The sequence below is a fragment of the Corynebacterium sp. HMSC063A05 genome, assembly GCF_001809695.1.
Classification (GTDB): domain Bacteria; phylum Actinomycetota; class Actinomycetes; order Mycobacteriales; family Mycobacteriaceae; genus Corynebacterium; species Corynebacterium amycolatum.
The window spans coordinates 201,416-222,520 of the sequence record NZ_KV798504.1 but is presented as its reverse complement, the minus strand read 5'-3'; the positions used below and the strand labels follow the sequence as shown (position 1 = coordinate 222,520).

The 21,105-nt window shown below is 58.0% G+C and carries 17 protein-coding genes and 1 pseudogene; all 18 read left to right on the top strand.

From position 1 onward, the window contains the following. Positions 1–14: 14 nt before the first annotated feature. Positions 15–2,675 carry an alanine--tRNA ligase gene (gene alaS, locus HMPREF2651_RS07480; RefSeq protein WP_049180994.1) on the top strand — a complete coding sequence of 887 codons (2,661 nt, stop codon included), beginning with the start codon at positions 15–17 and terminating at the stop codon, positions 2,673–2,675. A gap of 37 nt (positions 2,676–2,712) precedes the next feature. Further along, positions 2,713–3,216 (top strand): Holliday junction resolvase RuvX, encoded by a 504-nt coding sequence (gene ruvX, locus HMPREF2651_RS07475; RefSeq protein WP_038628891.1) that lies wholly within the window; start codon positions 2,713–2,715, stop codon positions 3,214–3,216. Positions 3,217–3,474: 258 nt separating this feature from the next. Further along, complete coding sequence (gene mltG / locus HMPREF2651_RS07470) at positions 3,475–4,701, top strand: endolytic transglycosylase MltG (protein ID WP_038628894.1); 1,227 nt, start codon at positions 3,475–3,477, stop codon at positions 4,699–4,701. Between the two features lie 14 nt (positions 4,702–4,715). Then, positions 4,716–5,531, top strand: a complete 816-nt coding sequence (locus tag HMPREF2651_RS07465) for a shikimate dehydrogenase (RefSeq protein WP_049180995.1) — start codon at positions 4,716–4,718, stop codon at positions 5,529–5,531. A 26-nt stretch (positions 5,532–5,557) separates the two neighbouring features. Continuing rightward, entirely contained in the window at positions 5,558–6,169 is a 612-nt protein-coding gene (locus tag HMPREF2651_RS07460) for a prepilin peptidase (protein WP_049180996.1), read from the top strand. 94 nt (positions 6,170–6,263) lie between these two features. Next, a complete protein-coding gene (gene aroC, locus HMPREF2651_RS07455) occupies positions 6,264–7,451 on the top strand; it encodes a chorismate synthase (RefSeq protein WP_193393889.1) in 1,188 nt (395 codons plus the stop codon). Positions 7,452–7,491: 40 nt separating this feature from the next. Further along, the gene (locus tag HMPREF2651_RS07450; protein WP_038628898.1) at positions 7,492–8,013 is read left to right on the top strand and encodes a shikimate kinase; all 522 of its coding nucleotides are present in this window, start codon (positions 7,492–7,494) and stop codon (positions 8,011–8,013) included. Positions 8,014–8,100: 87 nt separating this feature from the next. Further along, positions 8,101–9,207: a 3-dehydroquinate synthase gene (gene aroB / locus HMPREF2651_RS07445; RefSeq protein WP_038628901.1), complete on the top strand. Its 1,107-nt coding sequence runs from the start codon at positions 8,101–8,103 to the stop codon at positions 9,205–9,207. Continuing rightward, the gene (gene aroQ / locus HMPREF2651_RS07440; protein ID WP_049180997.1) at positions 9,207–9,683 is read left to right on the top strand and encodes a type II 3-dehydroquinate dehydratase; all 477 of its coding nucleotides are present in this window, start codon (positions 9,207–9,209) and stop codon (positions 9,681–9,683) included. The genes aroB and aroQ overlap by 1 nt, the downstream gene beginning before the upstream one ends. After that, positions 9,680–10,852: a M24 family metallopeptidase gene (locus HMPREF2651_RS07435; protein ID WP_049180998.1), complete on the top strand. Its 1,173-nt coding sequence runs from the start codon at positions 9,680–9,682 to the stop codon at positions 10,850–10,852. The genes aroQ and HMPREF2651_RS07435 overlap by 4 nt, the downstream gene beginning before the upstream one ends. Positions 10,853–10,940: 88 nt before the next feature. Further along, positions 10,941–11,504 carry an elongation factor P gene (efp, locus tag HMPREF2651_RS07430; RefSeq protein ID WP_016422706.1) on the top strand — a complete coding sequence of 188 codons (564 nt, stop codon included), beginning with the start codon at positions 10,941–10,943 and terminating at the stop codon, positions 11,502–11,504. Between the two features lie 48 nt (positions 11,505–11,552). Then, positions 11,553–12,074: pseudogene (gene nusB / locus HMPREF2651_RS07425) on the top strand (transcription antitermination factor NusB); the annotation flags it as partial. Positions 12,075–12,508: 434 nt separating this feature from the next. Beyond that, on the top strand, positions 12,509–13,078 hold the full coding sequence (gene pyrR, locus HMPREF2651_RS07420; RefSeq protein ID WP_038628907.1) for a bifunctional pyr operon transcriptional regulator/uracil phosphoribosyltransferase PyrR: 570 nt from the start codon (positions 12,509–12,511) through the stop codon (positions 13,076–13,078). Next, on the top strand, positions 13,075–14,028 hold the full coding sequence (locus tag HMPREF2651_RS07415) for an aspartate carbamoyltransferase catalytic subunit (RefSeq protein ID WP_016422709.1): 954 nt from the start codon (positions 13,075–13,077) through the stop codon (positions 14,026–14,028). The genes pyrR and HMPREF2651_RS07415 overlap by 4 nt, the downstream gene beginning before the upstream one ends. Then, positions 14,029–15,390, top strand: a complete 1,362-nt coding sequence (locus tag HMPREF2651_RS07410; RefSeq protein WP_049181000.1) for a dihydroorotase — start codon at positions 14,029–14,031, stop codon at positions 15,388–15,390. It abuts the gene before it with no gap. Positions 15,391–15,428: 38 nt separating this feature from the next. Beyond that, a complete protein-coding gene (gene carA, locus HMPREF2651_RS07405; RefSeq protein ID WP_371325854.1) occupies positions 15,429–16,661 on the top strand; it encodes a glutamine-hydrolyzing carbamoyl-phosphate synthase small subunit in 1,233 nt (410 codons plus the stop codon). Between the two features lie 24 nt (positions 16,662–16,685). Beyond that, positions 16,686–20,045: a carbamoyl-phosphate synthase large subunit gene (gene carB / locus HMPREF2651_RS07400; RefSeq protein WP_038628913.1), complete on the top strand. Its 3,360-nt coding sequence runs from the start codon at positions 16,686–16,688 to the stop codon at positions 20,043–20,045. A 1-nt stretch (position 20,046) separates the two neighbouring features. Next, complete coding sequence (gene pyrF / locus HMPREF2651_RS07395) at positions 20,047–20,916, top strand: orotidine-5'-phosphate decarboxylase (protein WP_049181002.1); 870 nt, start codon at positions 20,047–20,049, stop codon at positions 20,914–20,916. Positions 20,917–21,105 lie beyond the last annotated feature (189 nt).

The window sequence follows — 21,105 nt, the reverse complement described above, 5'->3', positions numbered from 1 at the left end:
GGAAGTAGAACACCGTGCAGACTCATGAAATTCGAAATCGCTTCATCCAGCATTTCGTAAAGGCGGGACACACCGAGGTCCCCAGTGCCTCCCTGGTTTTGGATGACCCGAACCTGCTGTTCGTTAATGCCGGCATGGTGCCGTTCAAGCCCTACTTCCTCGGCAATGAGACTCCGGACTTCTCCACCGCGACCTCGATTCAGAAGTGCGTGCGCACACTGGACATTGAAGAGGTGGGTATCACCACCCGCCACAACACCTTCTTCCAGATGGCGGGTAACTTCTCATTCGGAAATTACTTCAAGGAAGGTGCCATCACTCATGCATGGAGCCTTCTGACTGGTGCTGTTGAGGACGGCGGCTTTGGCATCCCGGCTGGGAAGCTGTGGGTAACGGTTTTCCTCGACGACGATGAGGCCCATGACATCTGGCACGAGAAGGTTGGTGTACCGGAGGAGCGCATTCAGCGCCGAGGTATGGCGGACAACTACTGGTCCATGGGTGTACCTGGCCCGTGTGGTCCGTGCTCAGAGATTTTCTACGATCGCGGCCCGGAGTACGGTGCTGATGGTGGCCCAGAGGCCGACGAGGATCGCTACATCGAGATTTGGAACCTCGTCTTCATGGAAAACGAGCGTGGCGAAGGAACAGGCAAGGACTCTTTCGAGATTCTTGGCCCGTTGCCGAAGAAGAACATCGATACCGGTATGGGTATCGAGCGTGTTGCTTTCCTGCTGCAGGGTGTCGACAACGTCTACGAAACTGACCTACTGCGTCCGGTTATCGACGAGGCTGAGCGGCTCACCGGTTCGAAATACAGCTCGAACCACCAGGACAACATCCGTTTCCGCGTCATCGCTGACCACAGCCGTACCGGCTTGATGCTGATGCTCGACGGCGTCACTCCCTCGAACTCCGATCGTGGCTATATTCTGCGTCGCCTTCTGCGCCGTATTATCCGCTCTGCGCGCTTGCTCGGAGCTAACGGTCCAGTGCTGGAGAAGCTGATTGGTATCGCGGCCGAGACCATGACCCCGTCGTACCCAGAGATCGCGGAGAACTGGAACCGTATTCGCCGCGTCGCCGTCGCCGAGGAAAAGACCTTCACCAAGACTCTGTCCGCTGGTGAGGAGCTGTTCGAGCGCGCGGCCACCAAGGCCAAGGCAGAGGGTAAAACCGTTCTATCCGGACACGATGCCTTCACCCTGCATGACACCCACGGCTTCCCAATCGACCTGACCATCGAGATGGCCGAAGAAGCTGGCCTGACCATCGACCGCGAGGAATTCGATCGCGAGATGGCTGAGCAGCGTGCGCGTGCAAAGGCCGACAGCCAGGCAAAGAAACAGTCGCACACCGACCTGCACGTCTACCGCGAGTTCATCGATGAACACCCGACGTCCTTCACTGGTTACGATCGGCTTGCCGACGAATCCACGATTCTCGGCATCATTGCCGATGGCCAGAAGCAGGCGTTTGCCGCAGAGGGCGATGAGATTGAGGTTATCCTCGACCGCACTCCGCTCTATGCCGAGGCCGGAGGTCAGCTGGCTGACCGTGGTCGAATCGTGACTGATTCCGGCGCTGTGGTCCACATCAACGATGTCCAAAAGGTGGGCAAGAAGCTGTGGCTGCACAAGGGCATCGTCACAGCCGGTGAGTTTACCCCGGGCGTCTCCGCTGAAGCTTTGGTAGACGAGCAGTGGCGTCACGGTGCTCGTCAGGCGCACACTGCAACTCACCTGATTCACGGTGCTCTGCGTCAGGTACTGGGGGATACTGCAACTCAGGCTGGTTCCATGAATAAGCCGGGCTACCTCCGTTTCGACTTCAAGTACGGTGAGCAGCTCACACCGGAACAGCTCCGTGAGATTGAGCAGATTACCAATGAGGCTGTCGACAACGACTGGGCTGTCAATACTGCCGAGATGCCGTTGGAAGAGGCCAAGGCCGCTGGTGCCATGGCATTGTTCAACGAAAACTACGGCGACATCGTCCGCGTTGTCGAGGTCGGTGGCCCGTTCTCAATTGAGCTGTGTGGCGGTACCCACGTTTCGCATTCTTCGCAGATTGGTCCGGTAGCTGTGCTGGGCGAGTCCTCTGTCGGATCGGGCGTGCGCCGTATTGAGGCCTACTCGGGTATGGATTCCTTCCGCTACCTGTCCACCGAGCGTCTCCTGGCTGAACGACTGGCCACTGAATTCAAGGCTCCGTCTGCTGAGCTGCCAGACCGCATCGCAGCATTGGCTGAGAAGCTCAAGGCTGCAGAGAAGCAGCTCGCTGATTTCAAGGCCGGACAGCTGCTGGCCAATGCCGCATCTCACCTGGAGTCCGCTCGCACCATCGGCGATGTTACTTACCTCGGCCTTAAGCTTCCCGACGGTACGGAGATGAAGGACATCCGTTCGCTGGCTAATGACTTGGCGAAGCGTCTTGCGGATCGCCCAAGCGTTATTGCGTTGATTTCCAACGCTGGCGGCAAGGTTCCATTTGTGGCCTCGGTTTCGGATGAAGCCGTCAATCGCGGTATTAAGGCCGGCGATTTGGTGAAGCTGATGGGCGCCGAGGTCGGCGGCAAGGGCGGCGGTAAACCGGCAATGGCACAGGGCTCCGGCTCTGATGCCTCCGGTATCGACGCAGCATTGGCCGCTGTTGAGGCCGAACTGTCCAAGTAGTCAATTAACGGCTGTGCTATCGGAAGAGCAGTAAACAATGGCTAAGCCCCGCATTGATACCCCCGGTCAGGATGATCCCGGTTGGGGTCGGCGGCTCGGAATCGACGTCGGCGATGTCCGCGTTGGTGTCGCAGTCTCTGACCCCGACTGTATCCTGGCGACCCCGGTTGAAACAGTCACTCGAGCAACGGGGCGAAAAGATCCTGACGGGCCGGATATTGACCGGCTCGTGGGACTCGCCACTGAACTTGAGGTCGTCGAGATTGTTGTCGGGATGCCCCTTATGCTCGACGGCACGTTCGGGACTTCTGCGCGGAAAGCTACTGACGTTGGATTCCGGCTGCAGCGCCGACTCGGTGACCGAGTCGTAGTGCATTACGCCGATGAACGGATGACGACGGTAATGGCTCAATCAAGGCTGCACGCAGCAGGTATTGATGTTAAGTCCGGGCGGAAGATTATTGACCAGGCTGCGGCAGTAGAAATTCTACAATCCTGGTTGGACAGACGGGCAAAATCTTTGGACGAAAATACCGACTAGGGGCACACAAAAGTTACCGAAAGGTGACAATTCACCCACCTTTGCGCAATTATTAAGTGTGTAATATCTGAGCACGTTTCTGCGTGCATGGGATTTGAAAAGTTGAAGTGGCGATTCACACCTACAATGCAACCTAGTGCTACGACTTCGTCGTAAAGCTATGTCGTACCAGTCGCTATTAGTCGCGTGTCGCACCCAAATGGGAAGACTCCGCGCTGATACCGATGGGAGAGTGAGCTGCGTTCGAGGAGATTATTGATGAGTAAAGACGCGCAGACTGCGCGCCGCACTGGTAGCGGCGGTGACGACCGGGACCGCGCTGGTGCTCGCAGCGGTGGGACAAAGCCTCGGGTTCGCCACCGCCAAACGGCAGTGGCAATCAATGTGACTTCTGTCCTGTTATGCGTGTTCGTCCTCGCAGTGATTGGCCTCGTCTGGAATCGTGGGGGCATTGTAGACGATTACGACGGCAAAGCCGAGGGGCCAATGACGATTGTTGAGGTCAGTGAAGGCACGTCACTTACTGATTTGTCCAACCAATTGGTGGAAAGCGGCGTCGTCAAGTCTTCCCGTGCATTCATCCAGGCCGCGAATGAAAACTCCCATTCAAGTGAATTGCAGCCGGGTTTCTACCGACTCCACCAGCGGATGAAGGCCGATGAGACCGTCGAGGCTCTTCTGGATGTCGAAAATCAGGTCGGTACCGTTGACATTCCGACTGGCGCCCGTTTCGCCGATACCCGCATTGTGTCCTCATCGGATGTGCGTAAGGGAATTTTCTCGCTTATTTCAGAGGCCACTTGCGTTGAGGACAATGACTGCGTGTCCAAGACCGATCTCGAACGTGCTGCTGGCGAGGCTGATTTGGCCGCGCTCGGTGTTCCAGAATGGGCACGGGACGCGGTAACTGCGCGTGGCAACGACCCTCGTCGTCTTGAGGGACTCATTACGCCAGGTGTTCATCACCTTGACCCGCAGCAGACGCCCGAACAGATGCTGGCAAAATTGGTCAAGGAATCGGTGAAGAACTATGAGGACACAGGGCTCATGGCTTCAGCGGACATGGTTGGTCTGTCTCCATACGAGCTGATTACCGCAGCTTCTCTGATTCAGATGGAGTCGCCAGATGGTGACTTCGATAAGGTCGCTCGCGTTATTCTGAACCGTCTGGAGGAGCCGATGCAGCTGCAGTTCGACTCGACAGTCAATTACGATCTGCCGGATCAGGAAATCGCAACCACGGATGAGGACCGCGCGCGAAAGACCGCATGGAACACCTACGCCAAGGAGGGGCTGCCGGAAACCCCTATTGCTTCGCCCTCCATCGAGGCGATTCGTGCCATGGAAAATCCGGCTGACGGCACCTGGCTGTACTTTGTCACGGTGGACAAGGAAGGGAATACCGTCTTTAGCACGACCTTCGAAGAGCACGAGGCCGCTATTGACGAGTCACGCAGCAATGGCGTGCTGGATTCGAACCGCTAAGAGGTAGAACTCCTATGCCTATAACTCATCGCGCAGCCGTGCTGGGAGATCCGATTGACCACTCGTACTCGCCGGCTATTCACAACGCCGGTTACTGGGCTGCGGGAATGAATGACTGGCACTATGACCGCATTCGGTGCAACGCCGAAGAGCTTGCCGACGTCGTTGGTGGCGCAGACCCCAGTTTCCAGGGGTTTTCCGTCACGATGCCCGGCAAGTTTGCCGCGCTGGACTTCGCCGATGAAGTCAGTGAGCGCGCACGGCTAATTGGTTCGGCGAACACCCTGGTCCGTCGCGATTCGGGCTGGTTCGCCGACAACACTGATGGTGACGGTGTATTGGGAGCACTGCGCGAGATTGACTGCACGAACGCACCACGTGGTCGCGCCGTTGTTGTTGGTGCCGGTGGCACGGCACGACCGGCACTTTGGGCGCTATCGCAGCTGGGTGTCAATCATGTGACTGTAATAGCGCGCTCCAAGCGCGCATATGACATTGAACCGCTAGCTGCCGCGCTGGGGATGGAATTTGTTTGGGTGACTTTTGACGCTCCAAACCTGGCAGATATTGCTGGCAATGCCGACGTGCTGGTCTCTACGGTGCCGTCAGCCGCAATTGAATCGGTTGCTGGCTACCTCGCTCGAGCACCGAAGATTCTCGATGTTATTTACAATCCCTGGCCAACCCCACTTGTGAAAGCAGCCGAACGCGGAGGGACACAGGCGGTCGGTGGACTGTCCATGTTGCTACATCAAGCGGTGGGACAGTTCGAGCAGTTCACTGGGCGCACTCCCGATGTCGAGGCGATGCGTGCAGCGCTGCCGATCTAACTCACACCCGTTACAATCCCAAAGTTATGGGGTGGGACATAACTGAGATAGGGCTGTCTCCGATTGGACAGCACAGGATTGACCCGGTCTACCTTGACCGGGTTTTCTATTACCTAGTCGTGTTGCTTGTTCTCGGCTGGGGCGGTACTGGCTGCTGGTTGGATGTGATCCGGCGAAGACTGCCGAACTGGTGGTTGATGCTAGGGGGAGTGGGCCTGATAGCGATCACTGGAATGGTGCTCCAGCATAAAGGCACCTTGGCTGACGATTTCGCCAGTGCAGTCGCAGCCATAGGAACAGGAATAGGCCTCTGGTTTGGCCTCTATGTAGCAGTCTTCATAATCAACCCACGCTCTATGGGGGCTGGAGATGTGAAGCTGGCAGCAATTCTCGGTGGCGGTGTCGGTCTGGTATCGGGCGAGCCGGTGGCGGCAGCGATCTGGATTGCAGTGGCAATTCTGTTGGCTGCGGGACTCACTCTCCTCATCGCAGTAGTCACGGCGGGAAAGCGGGGCTGGGGTGACCGTCGTAAAGCAAAAACCGCGCGTGTGCCGGCGAGCGTGCCTCATGGGCCTGCAATGCTTGCAGCAACTGCCATTGTGTGGGGGATAAGCGGAGGGCACCTACAAGTCCCCTGAAGCGGTAGACCAGGGGCGATAAAATGGGGCATATTTGAAACTTGTATGCCCCCAAATGCACAAGAAGTACGGCAAACGTGACATTATGATACCTATGCTTCGTTGGACTACCGCGGGTGAATCTCACGGCAAAGCGCTTATCGCTCTCGTAGAAGGTGCGCCAGCCGGACTTCCCCTGACTACAGATGACGTATCACGCCACCTCGCACGCCGCCGTCTCGGTTATGGTCGCGGCGCGCGAATGAAGTTTGAGGCTGATGAGGTCACGCTGCTGACTGGCATTCGACATGGTGAGACGCTGGGATCGCCGATTGGCATAATGGTCGGCAACTCCGAATGGCCCAAGTGGACTGAGGTCATGAGCCCGGATCCGGTTGCGCCAGCTGTTTTGGATACAGCTCGTGGCGCCACCTTAACCCGCCCGCGCCCGGGGCATGCCGATTTCAACGGCATGCTGAAGTACAATCACACCGATGCTCGAAACATCCTGGAGCGGTCATCGGCTCGTGAGACTGCAGCACGTGTGGCGGCATCAGTTGTGGCCCGCTCAATTCTGCGTGAGACTCTCGGTGTGGAAGTTGTCAGCCACGTTATTTCCATCGGTCGTTCCGAGCCCTACGAGGGGCCACTGCCGACCTTCGCCGATCAGGACAAGATTGACGAGTCGCCAGTGCGTGCATTCTCCGCAGCTGCGGAGGAGTCGATGATTGACGAAATCAAGGCCGCCAAGAAGCAGGGCGACACTCTCGGTGGCATCGTCGAGATCGTTGTCCACGGTCTGCCGGTGGGGCTGGGATCGCACATTTCCGGTGATGCCCGTCTGGATTCGCAGCTTGCAGGTGCCTTGATGGGAATTCAGTCCGTCAAGGGCGTGGAGATCGGCGACGGTTTTGAGGAAGCCCGTCGCCGTGGCACCGAGGCCCATGATGAAATGGTGCGTACCGACGACGGCGTGGATCGTGAAACTAACCGCGCCGGTGGCCTGGAGGGTGGCATGACTAATGCTCAACCTCTCGTTGTACGTGCTGCGATGAAGCCAATTTCGACCGTTCCGCGTGCGTTGAAGACCGTTGATATGGCCAGCGGCGATGCAGCTACCGCGATCCACCAGCGCTCTGATGTCTGCGCGGTCCCGGCCGGCGGTGTTGTCGCAGAGGCAATGGTCGCGCTAGTACTGGCGCGTGCAGTAATGGAGAAGTTCGGCGGCGATAGCCTGGAGGAAACCAAGCGTAACGTTGAGGGCTACTTGGAGCAGACTCGACGTCGCCTTGATTGGAAATAGCGCCACTGTCGCGCACACGAAGAAGGGTAAAACGAGGGGAATGTCCGTTCCTACTATTGTCCTTGTCGGACCGCCCGGATCGGGAAAGTCCACCATCGGTCGTCGACTGTCTCGTGCATTGAGCACGAGACTTACGGATACCGATGAGATGATTGAACAGCGCATGGGCAAGACTTGTGGGGAAGTCTTTTCCGAGCTGGGAGAGCCGGAATTCCGCCGCATCGAGGAACAAGTCGTGGCGGAGGCTCTGACCCACGACGGAATCGTCTCACTTGGCGGTGGTGCCGTGATTTCGCAGGCGACCCGTGACCTGCTGGCAGACCATAACGTCGTCTACCTCGAGATCAGCATTGCAGAGGGCGTCCGCCGTACCGCGGGTAACAATTCGCGCCCGGTACTCCAGGCGGCTGACCCAGAGGCTCATTACCGCGCACTCTATGAGGCTCGCCGAGCTTTCTACGAAGATGCAGCCACTTTCAAGGTGCGTTCCGACGAACGTTCCCCGCAGCGCGTTGTAGCCGAGATCCTCAGCTACCTCGATGAAACCTGCGACGAGGCTTAACCGGCGACTATTAAATGGCGGTAGCTAACCACTGCCGCATAACCAGCAACTCCATACATTTCTTACGCTAACGACTAGGGACTGACAATGAACTCAACCCGCAGAATCCGTGTTGAAGGCCCATCCCCGTACACGGTGACCATGGGGCATGGACTCACCGAGCAGATTGCGGAGGCCGTTACCTTTGCCTCCCAGGTTGCGGTGATTCACCAGGGGAGCGTTCAAGAGCTGAGCTTCGGCGTCATCAAGGCACTGGCGGACAAGGGAGTCGATGCCTTCAGCATCCAGATTCCTGATGCGGAGGAGGGTAAGACGCTCACAGTTGCTGAAACAGTTTGGGACACTTTTGGTGAACGCGGTCTGGGCCGGCGTGACGCGGTAATCGCGATTGGCGGCGGTGCAGCCACAGATTTCGGTGGATTCGTCGCCGCCGCGTGGATGCGTGGAGTGAAGGTTATCCAGGTCCCGACAACGCTGCTCGGCATGGTCGACGCAGCTGTCGGCGGTAAGACCGGTATCAACACTGCAGCTGGAAAGAACCTGGTCGGCGCCTTCCACGAGCCTGCCGCGGTGTTCTGTGACCTGGATGTCCTGCGCACCTTGCCGAAGGCTGAACTGATTGCCGGCACGGCAGAGATCATCAAGGCTGGATTTATCGCGGACACGAAGATTCTCGATCTTTACGAGGCAAACCCGCAGACCTGCCTCGATGTTGACGGTGACTTGCCAGAACTGGTCGAGCGCGCGATTGCTGTCAAAGCACGCGTTGTCGCTGAGGATTTGAAGGAATCTGGCCTCCGCGAGATCCTTAACTATGGCCACACTTTCGGTCATGCAGTTGAGCACTTTGAAAACTACCGTTGGCGCCATGGCCACGCCGTAGCTGTAGGCATGGTTTATGTCGCCGAGCTGGCCAAGATCACCGGACATATTAATCAGGAACTTGTAGACCGCCACCGTCGCATCCTAGAGTCCATTGGGCTGCCAACGACCTACCAGGCGGGTCGTTTTACCGAGCTCTACGATGCTATGACCAGGGATAAGAAGAACCGCGATGGTGCGATCCGATTCGTTATTCTGGAAAACCCCGGTGAAACAGCCCGTCTTGAAGGCCCGGGCATGGATGACCTCGAGCGTGCATACGAACTGCTCTGCAACAGTGGGCAGGCCGCATCTGAGGAGTCAACCCGCTAATGACCTCTCTTCGTGCAGCAACGGATGCCACGACGGCGATTCCGACCGTGCTTGTTTTGAACGGCCCGAACCTCGATCGTCTGGGCAAGCGTCAGCCAGAAATTTACGGTGCCACTACTTTGGCCGATGTCGAATCTGAACTTCGTACCCTAGCCAAGGAGCTTGGCGTCGTAGTGGATTGCCGCCAATCCAACTATGAAGGTCAGCTCATCGAGTGGGTTCACGAAGCTGCTGATTACGGTTGGCCAGTAATTATCAATCCAGGAGGGTTGACACACACCTCCGTCGCCCTACGTGACGCGCTCGCCGAGATTGCCGACGGCCCGGGCTTCCACGAGGTTCATATTTCAAACATTCACGCCCGGGAGGAGTTTCGGCATCACTCGTATCTTTCGGCGCTTGCCGCGGGCGTTATCGTCGGATGTGGAACTGATGGCTATTCCATGGCACTGAGAAGGGTGAGTACGACACTATGACAGAAATCTCCACGAACTACGCCGCCCGCCGAGCCGCTCTTATCGACGCATTGTCCGACAACGACTGCGACGGTTTCCTCACAGTCGATCCGACGCATGTTGGTTGGCTTACGGGTTTCCACGGCTCGAATGCTGGTTTGATTGTTGCGGCCAGTGGGGAAGCGCTGCTTTCCACCGACGGCCGCTATACGGTTCAGGCTGGCAAGCAGGCACCGGACGTGGAGTTACTCACCGCCCGCAACACCGGCGTGGCACTCGTCGGTCAAGCCCGAAAGTTGGATATTTCGCGTCTTGGTGTTGAATCTGAGTTCCTCACCATGGCTGCTTACCAAGAGCTAGAGGATGCCCGTCCACAGGCACTCGAGCTGGTATCGACTACGGGCGTCGTCTCTAAACTGCGGGAAATCAAGTCCGATACGGAACTCGTCGCTCTGCGCCACGTCGCCGACATCGCGGTCCGCGCATTCGAGGACTTGCTTCACGACGGCATCGTGGTCGCCGGCCGCAAGGAGCGCGAAGTCGCCGCAGAGTTGGAGTACCGGATGCGCATGCATGGTGCCGATCGGCCCAGCTTCGACACGATTGTCGCAAGCGGCCCGAATTCCGCCAAGCCACATCACGGAGCGGAAGATCGCGTAATCGAGGCAGGTGACCTGGTCACTATTGACTTTGGTGCCTTTGCCGGGGGCTACAACTCCGATATGACACGTACCCTCTTTGCCGGTGAGACGGCAACGTCGTCAAGCGAAAACAATCCGAACAGTACGTCGTCGGATCTGGCCGGCGCGATCGTTGCCGGTGTGGAGTTCGCAGACGAGAAAGCCCGAGAGATTTACAACGTCGTACTGGAAGCACAGCTGGCCGGCGTAAAAGCGGCCGTGCCAGGGGCCGATGTTGTGGCTGTTGACGCAGCATGCCGGGACATTATTGAAAATGCTGGTTATGGGGAACACTTCGTCCATTCCACCGGCCACGGGATTGGTATCGAGGTGCATGAGGCTCCATTTGCCGCTCGCACCGGCAAGGGGAAGTTGGCAGCTGGCATGACGTTGACCATCGAGCCTGGTATTTATGTTCCGGGGTTCGGCGGTGTGCGCATCGAAGATACGTTGATTATCACTGACACCGAGCCGGAAATTATTACACAGCTGCCGAAACCGCGAGCCTAACATCACGGCGTTTTTATTTTTCTCTCGATGAGATACGGAGTATCGTGGTTTCGTCAGAGAGCTTTTTAACAATTTCAGGAGAGTTTAGTTGGCTACCACCGCAGATTTTAAAAACGGTCTAGTTATCAAGCACGACAACAAGCTTCAGCAGATCGTGGAGTTCCAGCACGTCAAGCCAGGTAAGGGTCCGGCATTCGTCCGCACCAAGCTGAAGGACGTTCTGACCGGCAAGGTTGTTGACAAGACTTTCAACGCTGGTGTCAAGATTGAGACTGCTACCGTCGACCGCCGCGACATGACGTACCTGTACCACGACGGTGAAGGATACGTCTTCATGGACGACAAGACCTACGACCAGATTTCCATCCTGGATGCTCAGATGCCGGAGGGTGCTAAGTTCCTGCTTCCGGAAACCACCTGCCAGGTGTCCTTCCATGAGGGCAACGTTCTTTTCGCTGAAATGCCTGTTTCGGTCGAACTGAAGGTTGAGCAGACCGACCCGGGTCTGCAGGGCGACCGCTCCACCGGTGGCACCAAGCCGGCAACTTTGGAGACTGGCGCTGAGATTCAGGTGCCGCTGTTCATCGAAACCGGCGACGTTCTGAAGGTCGACACCCGTGACGGTTCCTACCTGTCCCGCGTCAACCACTAATTCCCTCATCTAGTTCACCCTTTTGTTGAGAGCGATACATACACATCCATGACTGAAAAGGATCACAAGTCCGTTGACACCTCGGATGCGCAGGAGTCCGCGAACGTTCGCGAACCTAACTACAAGCGCCACGGCGCGCGCTACCGTGCGCGCCGTCGTGCAGTAGATCTGCTTTTTGAGGCCGAGCAGCGAGGCGTCGACGTCGTCAAGCTTCTTGAAGAGCGGCTGGAAATGGTCCGTAATCCCGATTTGGATGTGAATCCAATTGCGGAGTACACCGAGCAGATTGTGCGCGGTGTAGCTGCGGAGATCATCGGTATCGACTCTACGATTTCTTCGTACCTGACGGAGGAGTGGCCGCTGCGTCGCCTACCGGCAGTCGACCGCGCTATTTTGCGTCTTTCCACCTGGGAGCTGTTCTACAACTCCGACGTGCCTCCGCGTGTGGCCGTGGTGGAAGGCGTTGAGCTGGCATCGGAATACTCCACTGATGTGGCGGCACCGTACATCAACGCAGTACTCGATGCTGAAGCCAAGATTGCCGACCAGGCACGCCTGGCAGCTGCAGCTGTGAGCACTTCGGTGGGCGAGTCCCAGTTCGATGAAGCTATCCAGGCACAGGCTGCCGCAAATGAGGAAGCTGACAAGGCATTGGTCGACTCCGATGAGATGGCTAAGATTACCGGCCTGGACATGAGCGATATTGCCAAGCTGGTGGCTGAAGACGTGGCTAAGAGCGAGAACGGGTCCTAGCCAGTAAAAGCGGCCGGGATTACTGCGAGTCAATCGCAGTCGTTTCTCGCGGATTGTCTGAAACTCCAAGTCCCTTTTTTGGGGGCTTGGAGCTTTGTTGCATTTAGAGGCAATCTAAGCGTGGGTGCTATTCTGGTCAGCGGAAGTTTGCACCGCGACCGTAGTTGCGGGTCATGCAGACTGATAATCAAATATCCACAATCAAGACATCCTTTAACGGACCGCACTGAGAGGCGGGGAAGGAGGTCACGATGAGCGAAGGAACGCCGCAAACAACCGAGCTGCTCAATGCAGACGAAGTTGCACGTACCGTCGCGCGCATCGCGCACCAAATTATTGAAAAAACTGCGCTGGATAGCCCAAATGCTGGGCGCGTAGTTCTCCTCGGCATTCCATCTGGTGGCGTGCCGCTGGCGGAAAAGCTAGCCGATTTGATTGAACAGTTCTCCGGCATACGTCCGGAAACTGGATCGCTCGATATCACCCTATACAGGGATGACTTGCGCAAGGGCCCGCACCGCGCCCTGCAGCCCACGAATATTCCGAACTCCGGAATTGACGGAACCACCGTTGTTCTCGTAGACGATGTCCTTTTCTCAGGTCGCACGATTCGTGCCGCACTCGACGCTATTGCTGATATCGGTCGCCCGCGAGTAATCCAGCTTGCAGTGCTGGTCGATCGTGGTCATCGCCAACTACCAATTCGCGCCGATTACGTCGGTAAGAATCTGCCAACTTCCCGCGACGAAGACGTCGATGTGCTGGTCGAGGCGCTTGACGGCCGCGACGCGGTTATTCTCACCCGGGCGGAGGAACAGTGAAACATCTGATTAGCATTGCGGATTTGACCAAGGATGAAATTGTCGGCCTGATGGATGAGGCCGATCGTTTTAAGGAGGTCATCCGCGGTCGGGAAATTAAGAAGCTGCCGACCCTGCGCGGCCGCACTATTTACAACCTCTTTTACGAGAACTCCACGCGCACCCGCTCATCTTTTGAGACTGCGGGTAAGTGGATGAGCGCCGATGTTATTAATATCTCAGCTTCCTCTTCCTCTGTGAAGAAGGGCGAGAGCCTGAAAGACACCGCGCTGACTTTGGATGCTATCGGCGGCGATGCCATCGTCGTTAGGCACCCATCGTCGGGAGCGGCACAGCTGATCGCCAAGTGGACTGAGGAATTTGGCAACGGCCCATCGATCATCAACGCGGGTGACGGAAAGCACCAGCACCCGACGCAGGCTCTCCTGGACGCGGTGACGTTGCGTCAGCGTCTCGGTGGAATTGAGGGGCGCAAGGTCGTCATCGTTGGCGATATCCTGCATTCTCGCGTCGCCCGCTCTAACGCCGATCTCCTGAGCAAGCTCGGCGCCGAAGTCGTCTTCGTCGCCCCACCGACGTTGCTGCCATTTGGCATCGAGACCTGGCCGGTGCGTGTTGCCTACCGCATGGAAGACGAGATCCGAGATGCTGATGCCGTGATGATGCTCCGCGTTCAGCAGGAGCGCATGAACGGAGGTTTCTTCCCATCCCATCGCGAATACGCCACTCGCTACGGGCTGTCGAAGGCTCGTGAGAAGATGCTTCGCGACGACTGCATTGTGATGCACCCAGGTCCGATGCTTCGTGGCATGGAAATTAACGATGCCGTCGCTGATCTGCCGCGCACTGCCGTGCTGCAGCAGGTAGCCAACGGTGTCCACGTCCGCATGGCAGTTCTTTTCACACTGCTGACCTCAGGCGTTTCCGCCAACTTGGAAGGGCAGGCATAAATGTCGAATCGCAATGAATATGACGAAGCCTCGTACCCCGAGGTAGGACCATTGGCAGCACCTGCACGGGGACAACTACTGCTGAAGGGTGTGCGTCCCTACGGTGAAGGCGAAGATGTCGACGTCTTGATTGACGATGGCGTTATCGCTGAGATTGGCGAAAACCTCACGGCCGAGGACGGGGTAGAGGTCCTGGAGTTCGACTCCCTCGTTCTTCTGCCAGGTCTGGTCGACATCCATGTGCACCTGCGTGAGCCGGGCCGTGAAGATACGGAAACCCTGGCCACTGGTTCCGCTGCCGCAGCACGCGGTGGTTTCACCGCAGTGTTCACTATGGCCAATACCGCTCCGGTAACCGACGACCCTTCGATTGCTGAGTCGGTATGGCTCAAGGGCCAGGCGCTGAACCTCTGCGACATTCACCCGGTCGGCTCTATTACTAAGGGCCTGAAGGGCGAGACGCTGACCGAGTTCGGCATGATGGCAGACTCGCAGGCGAAGGTACGCATGTTCTCCGATGACGGTAAGTGCGTCGACAATCCGCTGATTATGCGCCGCGCGATTGAATACGCCCGCGGCGAAGACGTATTGCTGGCGCAGCACTGCGAAGATCCGCGTCTGACCGCAGATGCATCGGCCCACGAAGGTGCGACCGCCGCACGTCTGGGCCTGACCGGGTGGCCGCGCGTAGCCGAGGAGTCCATCGTGGCCCGAGATGCCATCATGGCTCGCGACTACGGCGGACGCATGCATATCTGCCACGCTTCCACCGAAGGCACTGTTGAGCTGGTCAAGTGGGCAAAGGAGCATGACATTCCGCTGACCGCCGAGGTTACCCCACATCACCTAATTCTCACCGATGAGAAGCTGGAGACCTACGACGGCGTCTACCGCGTCAACCCGCCGCTGCGTGAGCAGCGCGACACCCTGGCTCTGCGTCAGGCTCTGATTGACGGGATTATTGACTGTGTCGCTACCGACCATGCTCCGCACGGCTCTGAAGAAAAGTGCTGCGAGTTCGAGCACGCTAAGCCCGGCATGCTTGGTCTGGAGACCTCGATGCCAATCATCGCCGAAGAGTTCGTTTTGAAGGGCGATTGTGATTGGCGCTGGCTGGCCAAGGTCATGAGTGAGCGTCCTGCTCAAATTGTGAAGCTGCCGGGGCACGGCCGACCAATCGCTGTCGGTGAGCCTGCCAACCTGACCGTTGTTGACCCGGGCAAAAAGTGGACGGTCCGCGGCGAAGACCTGGCGTCGAAGTCCGAGAACACTCCTTATGAGGAAATGGAGATGGCCGTGTCCGTGGCAGCTACCGTGCTGCGCGGTAAGGTGACCGCTCTTAACGGAGAGGTCGCTGGATAATATTCATGTCAACGCATAACGATTCACATGCGTCCCGTATGATTAATGTAAATTCCTCGCACGCTACCCAACTGAAAGGCAATAACGTGAGCAACGAGTCGCAGGCCGCGGCCGCTACAGCGGCAGTCCTGGTATTGGCAGATGGACGAGTGTTCCGCGGACGCGGTTTTGGCGCCACCGGTACGACCCTGGGTGAGGCAGTTTTTACCACCGCTATGACGGGCTACCAGGAAACCCTGACGGACCCGTCCTACCACCGACAGCTGATTGTGGCTACCGCACCACAGATCGGTAACACCGGTTGGAATGACGAGGACTACGAGTCCCGTGGAAACAAGATTTGGGCAGCGGGCTTTATTATCCGCGATCTATCGCGTATTCCCTCCAACTGGCGCTCCGAGCGCAGCTTGGAAGATGAGCTGAAGGCACAGGGCATCATCGGTATCCGCCAGATTGATACCCGCGCGCTGGTTCGCCATTTGCGCGACAATGGCTCGATTGCCGCTGGTATTTTCTCTGGTGAGGACGCACAGCAACCCGTCGATAAGCTGGTGGAAATCGTTCGCGCTCAGCCTGCGATGAAGGGCGCGGATCTGGCTCGCGAGGTCAGCACCGATCAGGCCTATGTTGTGGAAGCACAGGGGGAGAAGAAGGCACGTGTTGTGGCCTACGACCTGGGCATTAAGTCCAACACCCCGCGTGAGCTGGCTAAGCGTGGCCTGGAAGTCGTAGTGGTTCCGGCTAACACTCCGTACGAAGATATTAAGAAGGAATACCAGCCGGATGGCGTCTTCTTGTCCAACGGCCCGGGTGACCCGGCAACTGCTGATGAGATGGTTGCGGTCGCCAAGGCCGCACTCGATGACGGCATGCCGCTATTCGGTATCTGCTTCGGTAATCAGATTCTTGGTCGGGCACTCGGCCTGAACACCTACAAGCTGGTCTTCGGCCACCGCGGCGTCAATGTTCCGGTGAAGGACCACCGCACTGGCCGCATCTTTATCACCGCTCAGAACCACGGCTTCGCACTTGAAGGCAAGGCCGGCGAGAGTTTCGATACTCCGTGGGGCGAGGCAGAGGTTACGCACACTTGCCTTAACGACGACGTCGTTGAAGGTGTCGCACTGAAGAACGGTATGGCCTTTTCTGTGCAGTACCACCCAGAGTCCGCAGCCGGCCCGCACGATGCGCACTCTCTCTTCGATGACTTCCTGGAGCTGATTCAGAAGGTCGATTTCAACAAGTCCGCAACCGGAAACTCGAACAAGTAGGAAAGGGCTAAGGGACCTAACACCATGCCACGTCGTACAGACATCAACCACGTACTGGTTATCGGCTCCGGCCCGATTGTTATCGGTCAGGCCTGCGAGTTCGATTACTCCGGCACCCAGGCTTGCCGCGTGCTGCGCGAAGAGGGCCTGCGAGTCACGCTGGTTAACTCTAACCCGGCAACGATTATGACTGACCCGGAGTTCGCAGACTCCACCTACATCGAGCCGATTGAAACCAAGTACATCGAAAAGATCCTGGCCAAGGAAGCTGCAGAGGGCAACCCGATTGACGCTGTCCTGGCAACTCTCGGTGGCCAGACTGCACTGAACGCAGCTATTCAGCTGGACCGCGAGGGCATTCTGGAAAAGTATAATGTCGAGCTGATTGGCGCTGATATTCCGGCCATTCAGCGCGGTGAGGATCGCCAGATGTTCAAGGACATCGTCGCCAAGATTGGTGGCGAGTCCGCTCGTTCCCGCGTCTGCCACAACATGGAAGAAGTCCATGAGACTGTTGCAGAGCTCGGTCTTCCGGTCGTTGTTCGCCCCTCGTTCACCATGGGTGGTCTGGGCTCCGGTCTGGCTTTCAACCAGGAAGACCTCGACCGTATTGCAGGTGGCGGCCTAGCCGCATCGCCCGAGGCCAATGTTCTGATTGAGGAGTCCATCCTCGGTTGGAAGGAATTTGAGCTCGAGCTCATGCGCGATGGCGACGACAACGTTGTCGTGGTCTGCTCCATTGAAAACGTTGATGCCCTCGGTGTCCACACTGGTGACTCGGTAACTGTCGCTCCGTCGATGACTCTGACCGACCGCGAGTTCCAGACCATGCGTGACCAGGGCATCGCAATCCTGCGTGAGGTCGGCGTTGACACCGGTGGCTGTAACATCCAGTTCGCCATCAATCCAAATGACGGCCGCATCATCACCATTGAGATGAACCCGCGCGTCTCCCGCTCCTCGGCGCTTGCTTCCAAGGCAACTGGTTTCCCGATTGCAAAGATTGCTGCCAAGCTGGCTATCGGCTACACCCTCGATGAGATCACCAACGACATCACCGGTGAAACCCCAGCTGCGTTTGAGCCGGTGCAGGACTACGTGATTGTCAAGGCTCCACGCTTTGCTTTCGAGAAGTTCCCTGGTGCTGACGACACGCTGACCACCACCATGAAGTCCGTCGGTGAGGCCATGGCTATCGGCCGCAACTACATCGGCGCGCTCGGTAAGGTCATGCGCTCGCTGGAGAACAAGCCAGCTGGTTTCTGGACCGTTCCGGATGAGGACTTCGCAGGTGAACGCGCAAACGATGTCAACGCTGTCCTTGAGGACCTGAAGCGTCCGACTGAAGGCCGCATCTACGACGTTGAGCTGGCTCAGCGTTTGGGTGCTTCCATTGAGCAGATCCACGAAGCTTCTGGCCTCGATCCGTGGTTTATTGCCGAGATGGAAAACCTGCAGGATATCCGCAAGGAGCTTATCGACGCTCCGGTGGTGACCTCCGATCTACTTCGCGAAGCTAAGTACTGGGGTCTCTCCGACGCCCAGATTGCTGCTCTGCGTCCGGAGTTGGCCGGGGAAGACGGCGTGCGTGAGCTGCGCTGGCGCCTGAATATCCACCCGGTATTCAAGACAGTCGATACCTGCTCCGCCGAGTTCGAAGCACAGACTCCGTACCACTACTCGGCATACGAACTGGACCCGGCTGCTGAGTCCGAGGTCGTTCCGCAGACCGAGAAGGAAAAGGTGATCATCCTCGGTTCCGGTCCGAACCGCATCGGCCAGGGCATTGAGTTCGACTACTCCTGTGTTCACGCAGCCCTCGAGCTCTCCCGCGTTGGCTACGAGACCGTCATGGTCAACTGCAACCCGGAAACCGTCTCCACCGACTACGACACCGCAGACCGTCTCTACTTTGAGCCGTTGACCTTCGAGGATGTCCTTGAGGTCTACCACGCTGAGAGCCAGTCTGGAAAGGTCGCAGGCGTCATTGTTCAGCTCGGTGGCCAGACTCCGCTGGGCCTGGCTGAGCGTCTGCAGACCGCAGGTGTTCCGATTGTCGGCACTAGCCCGGAGGCAATCGACCTGGCTGAGGACCGTGGTGAGTTCGGCAAGGTCCTGGCTGAGGCCAACCTGCCGGCGCCGGAGTTCGGTACCGCCACCTCCTTCGCAGAAGCTCGCCAGGTTGCCGCTGGCATCGGTTACCCGGTGCTGGTCCGTCCGTCCTACGTCCTCGGCGGCCGTGGCATGGAAATCGTCTACGATGAGGCCACCCTGGAGGACTACATCAACCGCGCTACCGAGCTGTCCAATGAGCACCCGGTACTGGTTGACCGCTTCCTGGACAGCGCCATCGAAATCGATGTTGATGCACTGTGTGATGGGGAAGAGGTCTACCTCGGCGGCGTCATGGAACACATCGAGGAAGCCGGTATTCACTCCGGTGACTCCGCGTGTGCGCTGCCTCCGATGACTCTGTCCGGAAGCATCATCGACAAGGTGCGTGAATCCACCAAGGCACTGGCACACGGCATCGGTGTGAAGGGCCTGATGAACGTTCAGTACGCACTCAAGGACGAGACCCTCTACGTCATCGAAGCCAACCCGCGTGCATCTCGTACCGTACCGTTTGTCTCCAAGGCAACCTCGGTTCCGCTGGCTAAGGCCGCATCCCGCGTCATGATGGGTACTACAATCGCGGAACTGCGCGAAGAGGGCATGATTCCGTCCAACTTCGACGGCGGTTCTCTGCCCGCTGACGCTCCGATTGCGGTTAAGGAAGCCGTCCTGCCGTTCAACCGCTTCCGCGACTTTGAGGGCCGCGCTCTCGACAGCCTGCTGAGCCCGGAGATGAAGTCCACCGGTGAAGTCATGGGTCTGGCCGACAACTTTGGTGCTGCTTTCGCCAAGGGAGAGCTGGCCGGTTTCGGTGAGTTGCCGACCGAGGGCACGATCTTCGTCTCGCTGGCCAACCGCGATAAGCGCACTCTGGTATTCCCGATTCTCACGCTGGCGGATATGGGCTTCCGCATCCTGGCAACGGAGGGTACTGCCGGCATGCTGCGCCGCAACGGTGTCGAGTGTGAGGTCGTCGCAAAGCGTACGACTGATTCCGAAGCGCCGTCTGACGAGCGCGACATTGTCGACATGATCCGCGACGGTGAGGTTGACATCATTATCAACACCCCATCCGGTTCCGCTGGCGCACGTTCTGACGGATACGAGATTCGCGCCGCTGCGGTGAGCCAGGGCGTAACTTGTGTGACTACCGCTCAGGGTGCTGTCGCCGCACTGCAAGGCATCCTGGCACTGCGCAACGGTGAGATGAGCGTTAAGGCTCTGCAGGAGCTCCACCCGGCAGAGTTGGCTGCTCAGGAGCAGGTCTAACATGACCGCGAAGGCTGAAGGATCCGCAGTGCGGACAATTAAGGGTTTCGGCGATCGCCTCAGCGAGGTTGTCGCCGAGCGCGGCCGGCTCTGTGTGGGAATCGACCCGCACCCTAGGTTGCTGGATGCCTGGCAGTTACCGCGATCGGCAGAAGGTCTAGAGCGCTTTGCCACCACATGCGTCGAAGCGTTTGGTGACATCGTTGCCGTCGTCAAGCCCCAGGTGGCGTTCTTCGAAGCCTACGGTTCCAAGGGCTTTGCCGTCCTGGAGCGGACGTTGGCGGACCTGAAGGACGCAGGTGCGCTGTCGATTGCAGATGCCAAGCGTGGCGATATCGGTTCGACTATGGCTGCATACGCCGAAGCCTGGCTGTCGGATAGCTCGCCGCTAGCCGCCGACGCACTGACGGTATCTCCGTACCTTGGGTTCGGTGCTCTTGATCCGGCGGTTTCGTTGGCGTTGGAGAACGGACGGGGCTTGTTTGTGCTGGCCGCGACGTCCAATCCGGAAGGTGCGTCAGTGCAGAAGGCGATGGTTTCGGGTGAGACTCTGGCTCAGACCATGGTCAACCAGGCAGCCGCTATTAATGCTCGCCAAATTGACGGTGGTGCAAAGGCGGGCAGCATCGGCGTTGTTGTTGGCGCAACGCTTGACGACGCCCCGGTGCTCAGTGACCTGCGCGGTCCCATTCTCATGCCCGGTGTGGGAGCTCAGGGTGGAACCCCGGCAGATGTAGATCGTCTGGCAGGGGAATCCAAGGGGCTTGCACTGCCGAATATTTCGCGTGCGATTCTCTCCGCTGGACCTGATCCTGCTGCGCTGCGGCGCGCAACGATTGAAGCTGCAGCTCCGTTCCTTTCCGAGAGTTAGCAGCAGTTCGCCGAATTGTCAGAAGCCCGCGGGGACACCTCATAGAACAGGTGCCCCTGCGGGCTCTTCCGTACCTAGCTGCCGGGATTTTCCTAATGACCCTCGGATGGCGGTGGCGTAGGTATAGGCAAGTTACTGTGACAATTCCTAGGAGATTTCGTACAAAAACCGTGGTCAATTTCCATTCTC

Coding starts and splice junctions, on each gene's coding strand:
- HMPREF2651_RS07450 (WP_038628898.1), top strand. CDS start 7,492: ATGTCCGTTCCTACTATTGTCCTTGTCGGACCGCCCGGATCGGGAAAG.
- HMPREF2651_RS07460 (WP_049180996.1), top strand. CDS start 5,558: ATGGGGTGGGACATAACTGAGATAGGGCTGTCTCCGATTGGACAGCAC.
- carA (WP_371325854.1), top strand. CDS start 15,429: ATGATTAATGTAAATTCCTCGCACGCTACCCAACTGAAAGGCAATAAC.
- pyrR (WP_038628907.1), top strand. CDS start 12,509: ATGAGCGAAGGAACGCCGCAAACAACCGAGCTGCTCAATGCAGACGAA.
- carB (WP_038628913.1), top strand. CDS start 16,686: ATGCCACGTCGTACAGACATCAACCACGTACTGGTTATCGGCTCCGGC.
- HMPREF2651_RS07410 (WP_049181000.1), top strand. CDS start 14,029: ATGTCGAATCGCAATGAATATGACGAAGCCTCGTACCCCGAGGTAGGA.
- aroC (WP_193393889.1), top strand. CDS start 6,264: ATGCTTCGTTGGACTACCGCGGGTGAATCTCACGGCAAAGCGCTTATC.
- ruvX (WP_038628891.1), top strand. CDS start 2,713: ATGGCTAAGCCCCGCATTGATACCCCCGGTCAGGATGATCCCGGTTGG.
- aroQ (WP_049180997.1), top strand. CDS start 9,207: ATGACCTCTCTTCGTGCAGCAACGGATGCCACGACGGCGATTCCGACC.
- pyrF (WP_049181002.1), top strand. CDS start 20,047: ATGACCGCGAAGGCTGAAGGATCCGCAGTGCGGACAATTAAGGGTTTC.
- HMPREF2651_RS07435 (WP_049180998.1), top strand. CDS start 9,680: ATGACAGAAATCTCCACGAACTACGCCGCCCGCCGAGCCGCTCTTATC.
- aroB (WP_038628901.1), top strand. CDS start 8,101: ATGAACTCAACCCGCAGAATCCGTGTTGAAGGCCCATCCCCGTACACG.
- HMPREF2651_RS07465 (WP_049180995.1), top strand. CDS start 4,716: ATGCCTATAACTCATCGCGCAGCCGTGCTGGGAGATCCGATTGACCAC.
- mltG (WP_038628894.1), top strand. CDS start 3,475: ATGAGTAAAGACGCGCAGACTGCGCGCCGCACTGGTAGCGGCGGTGAC.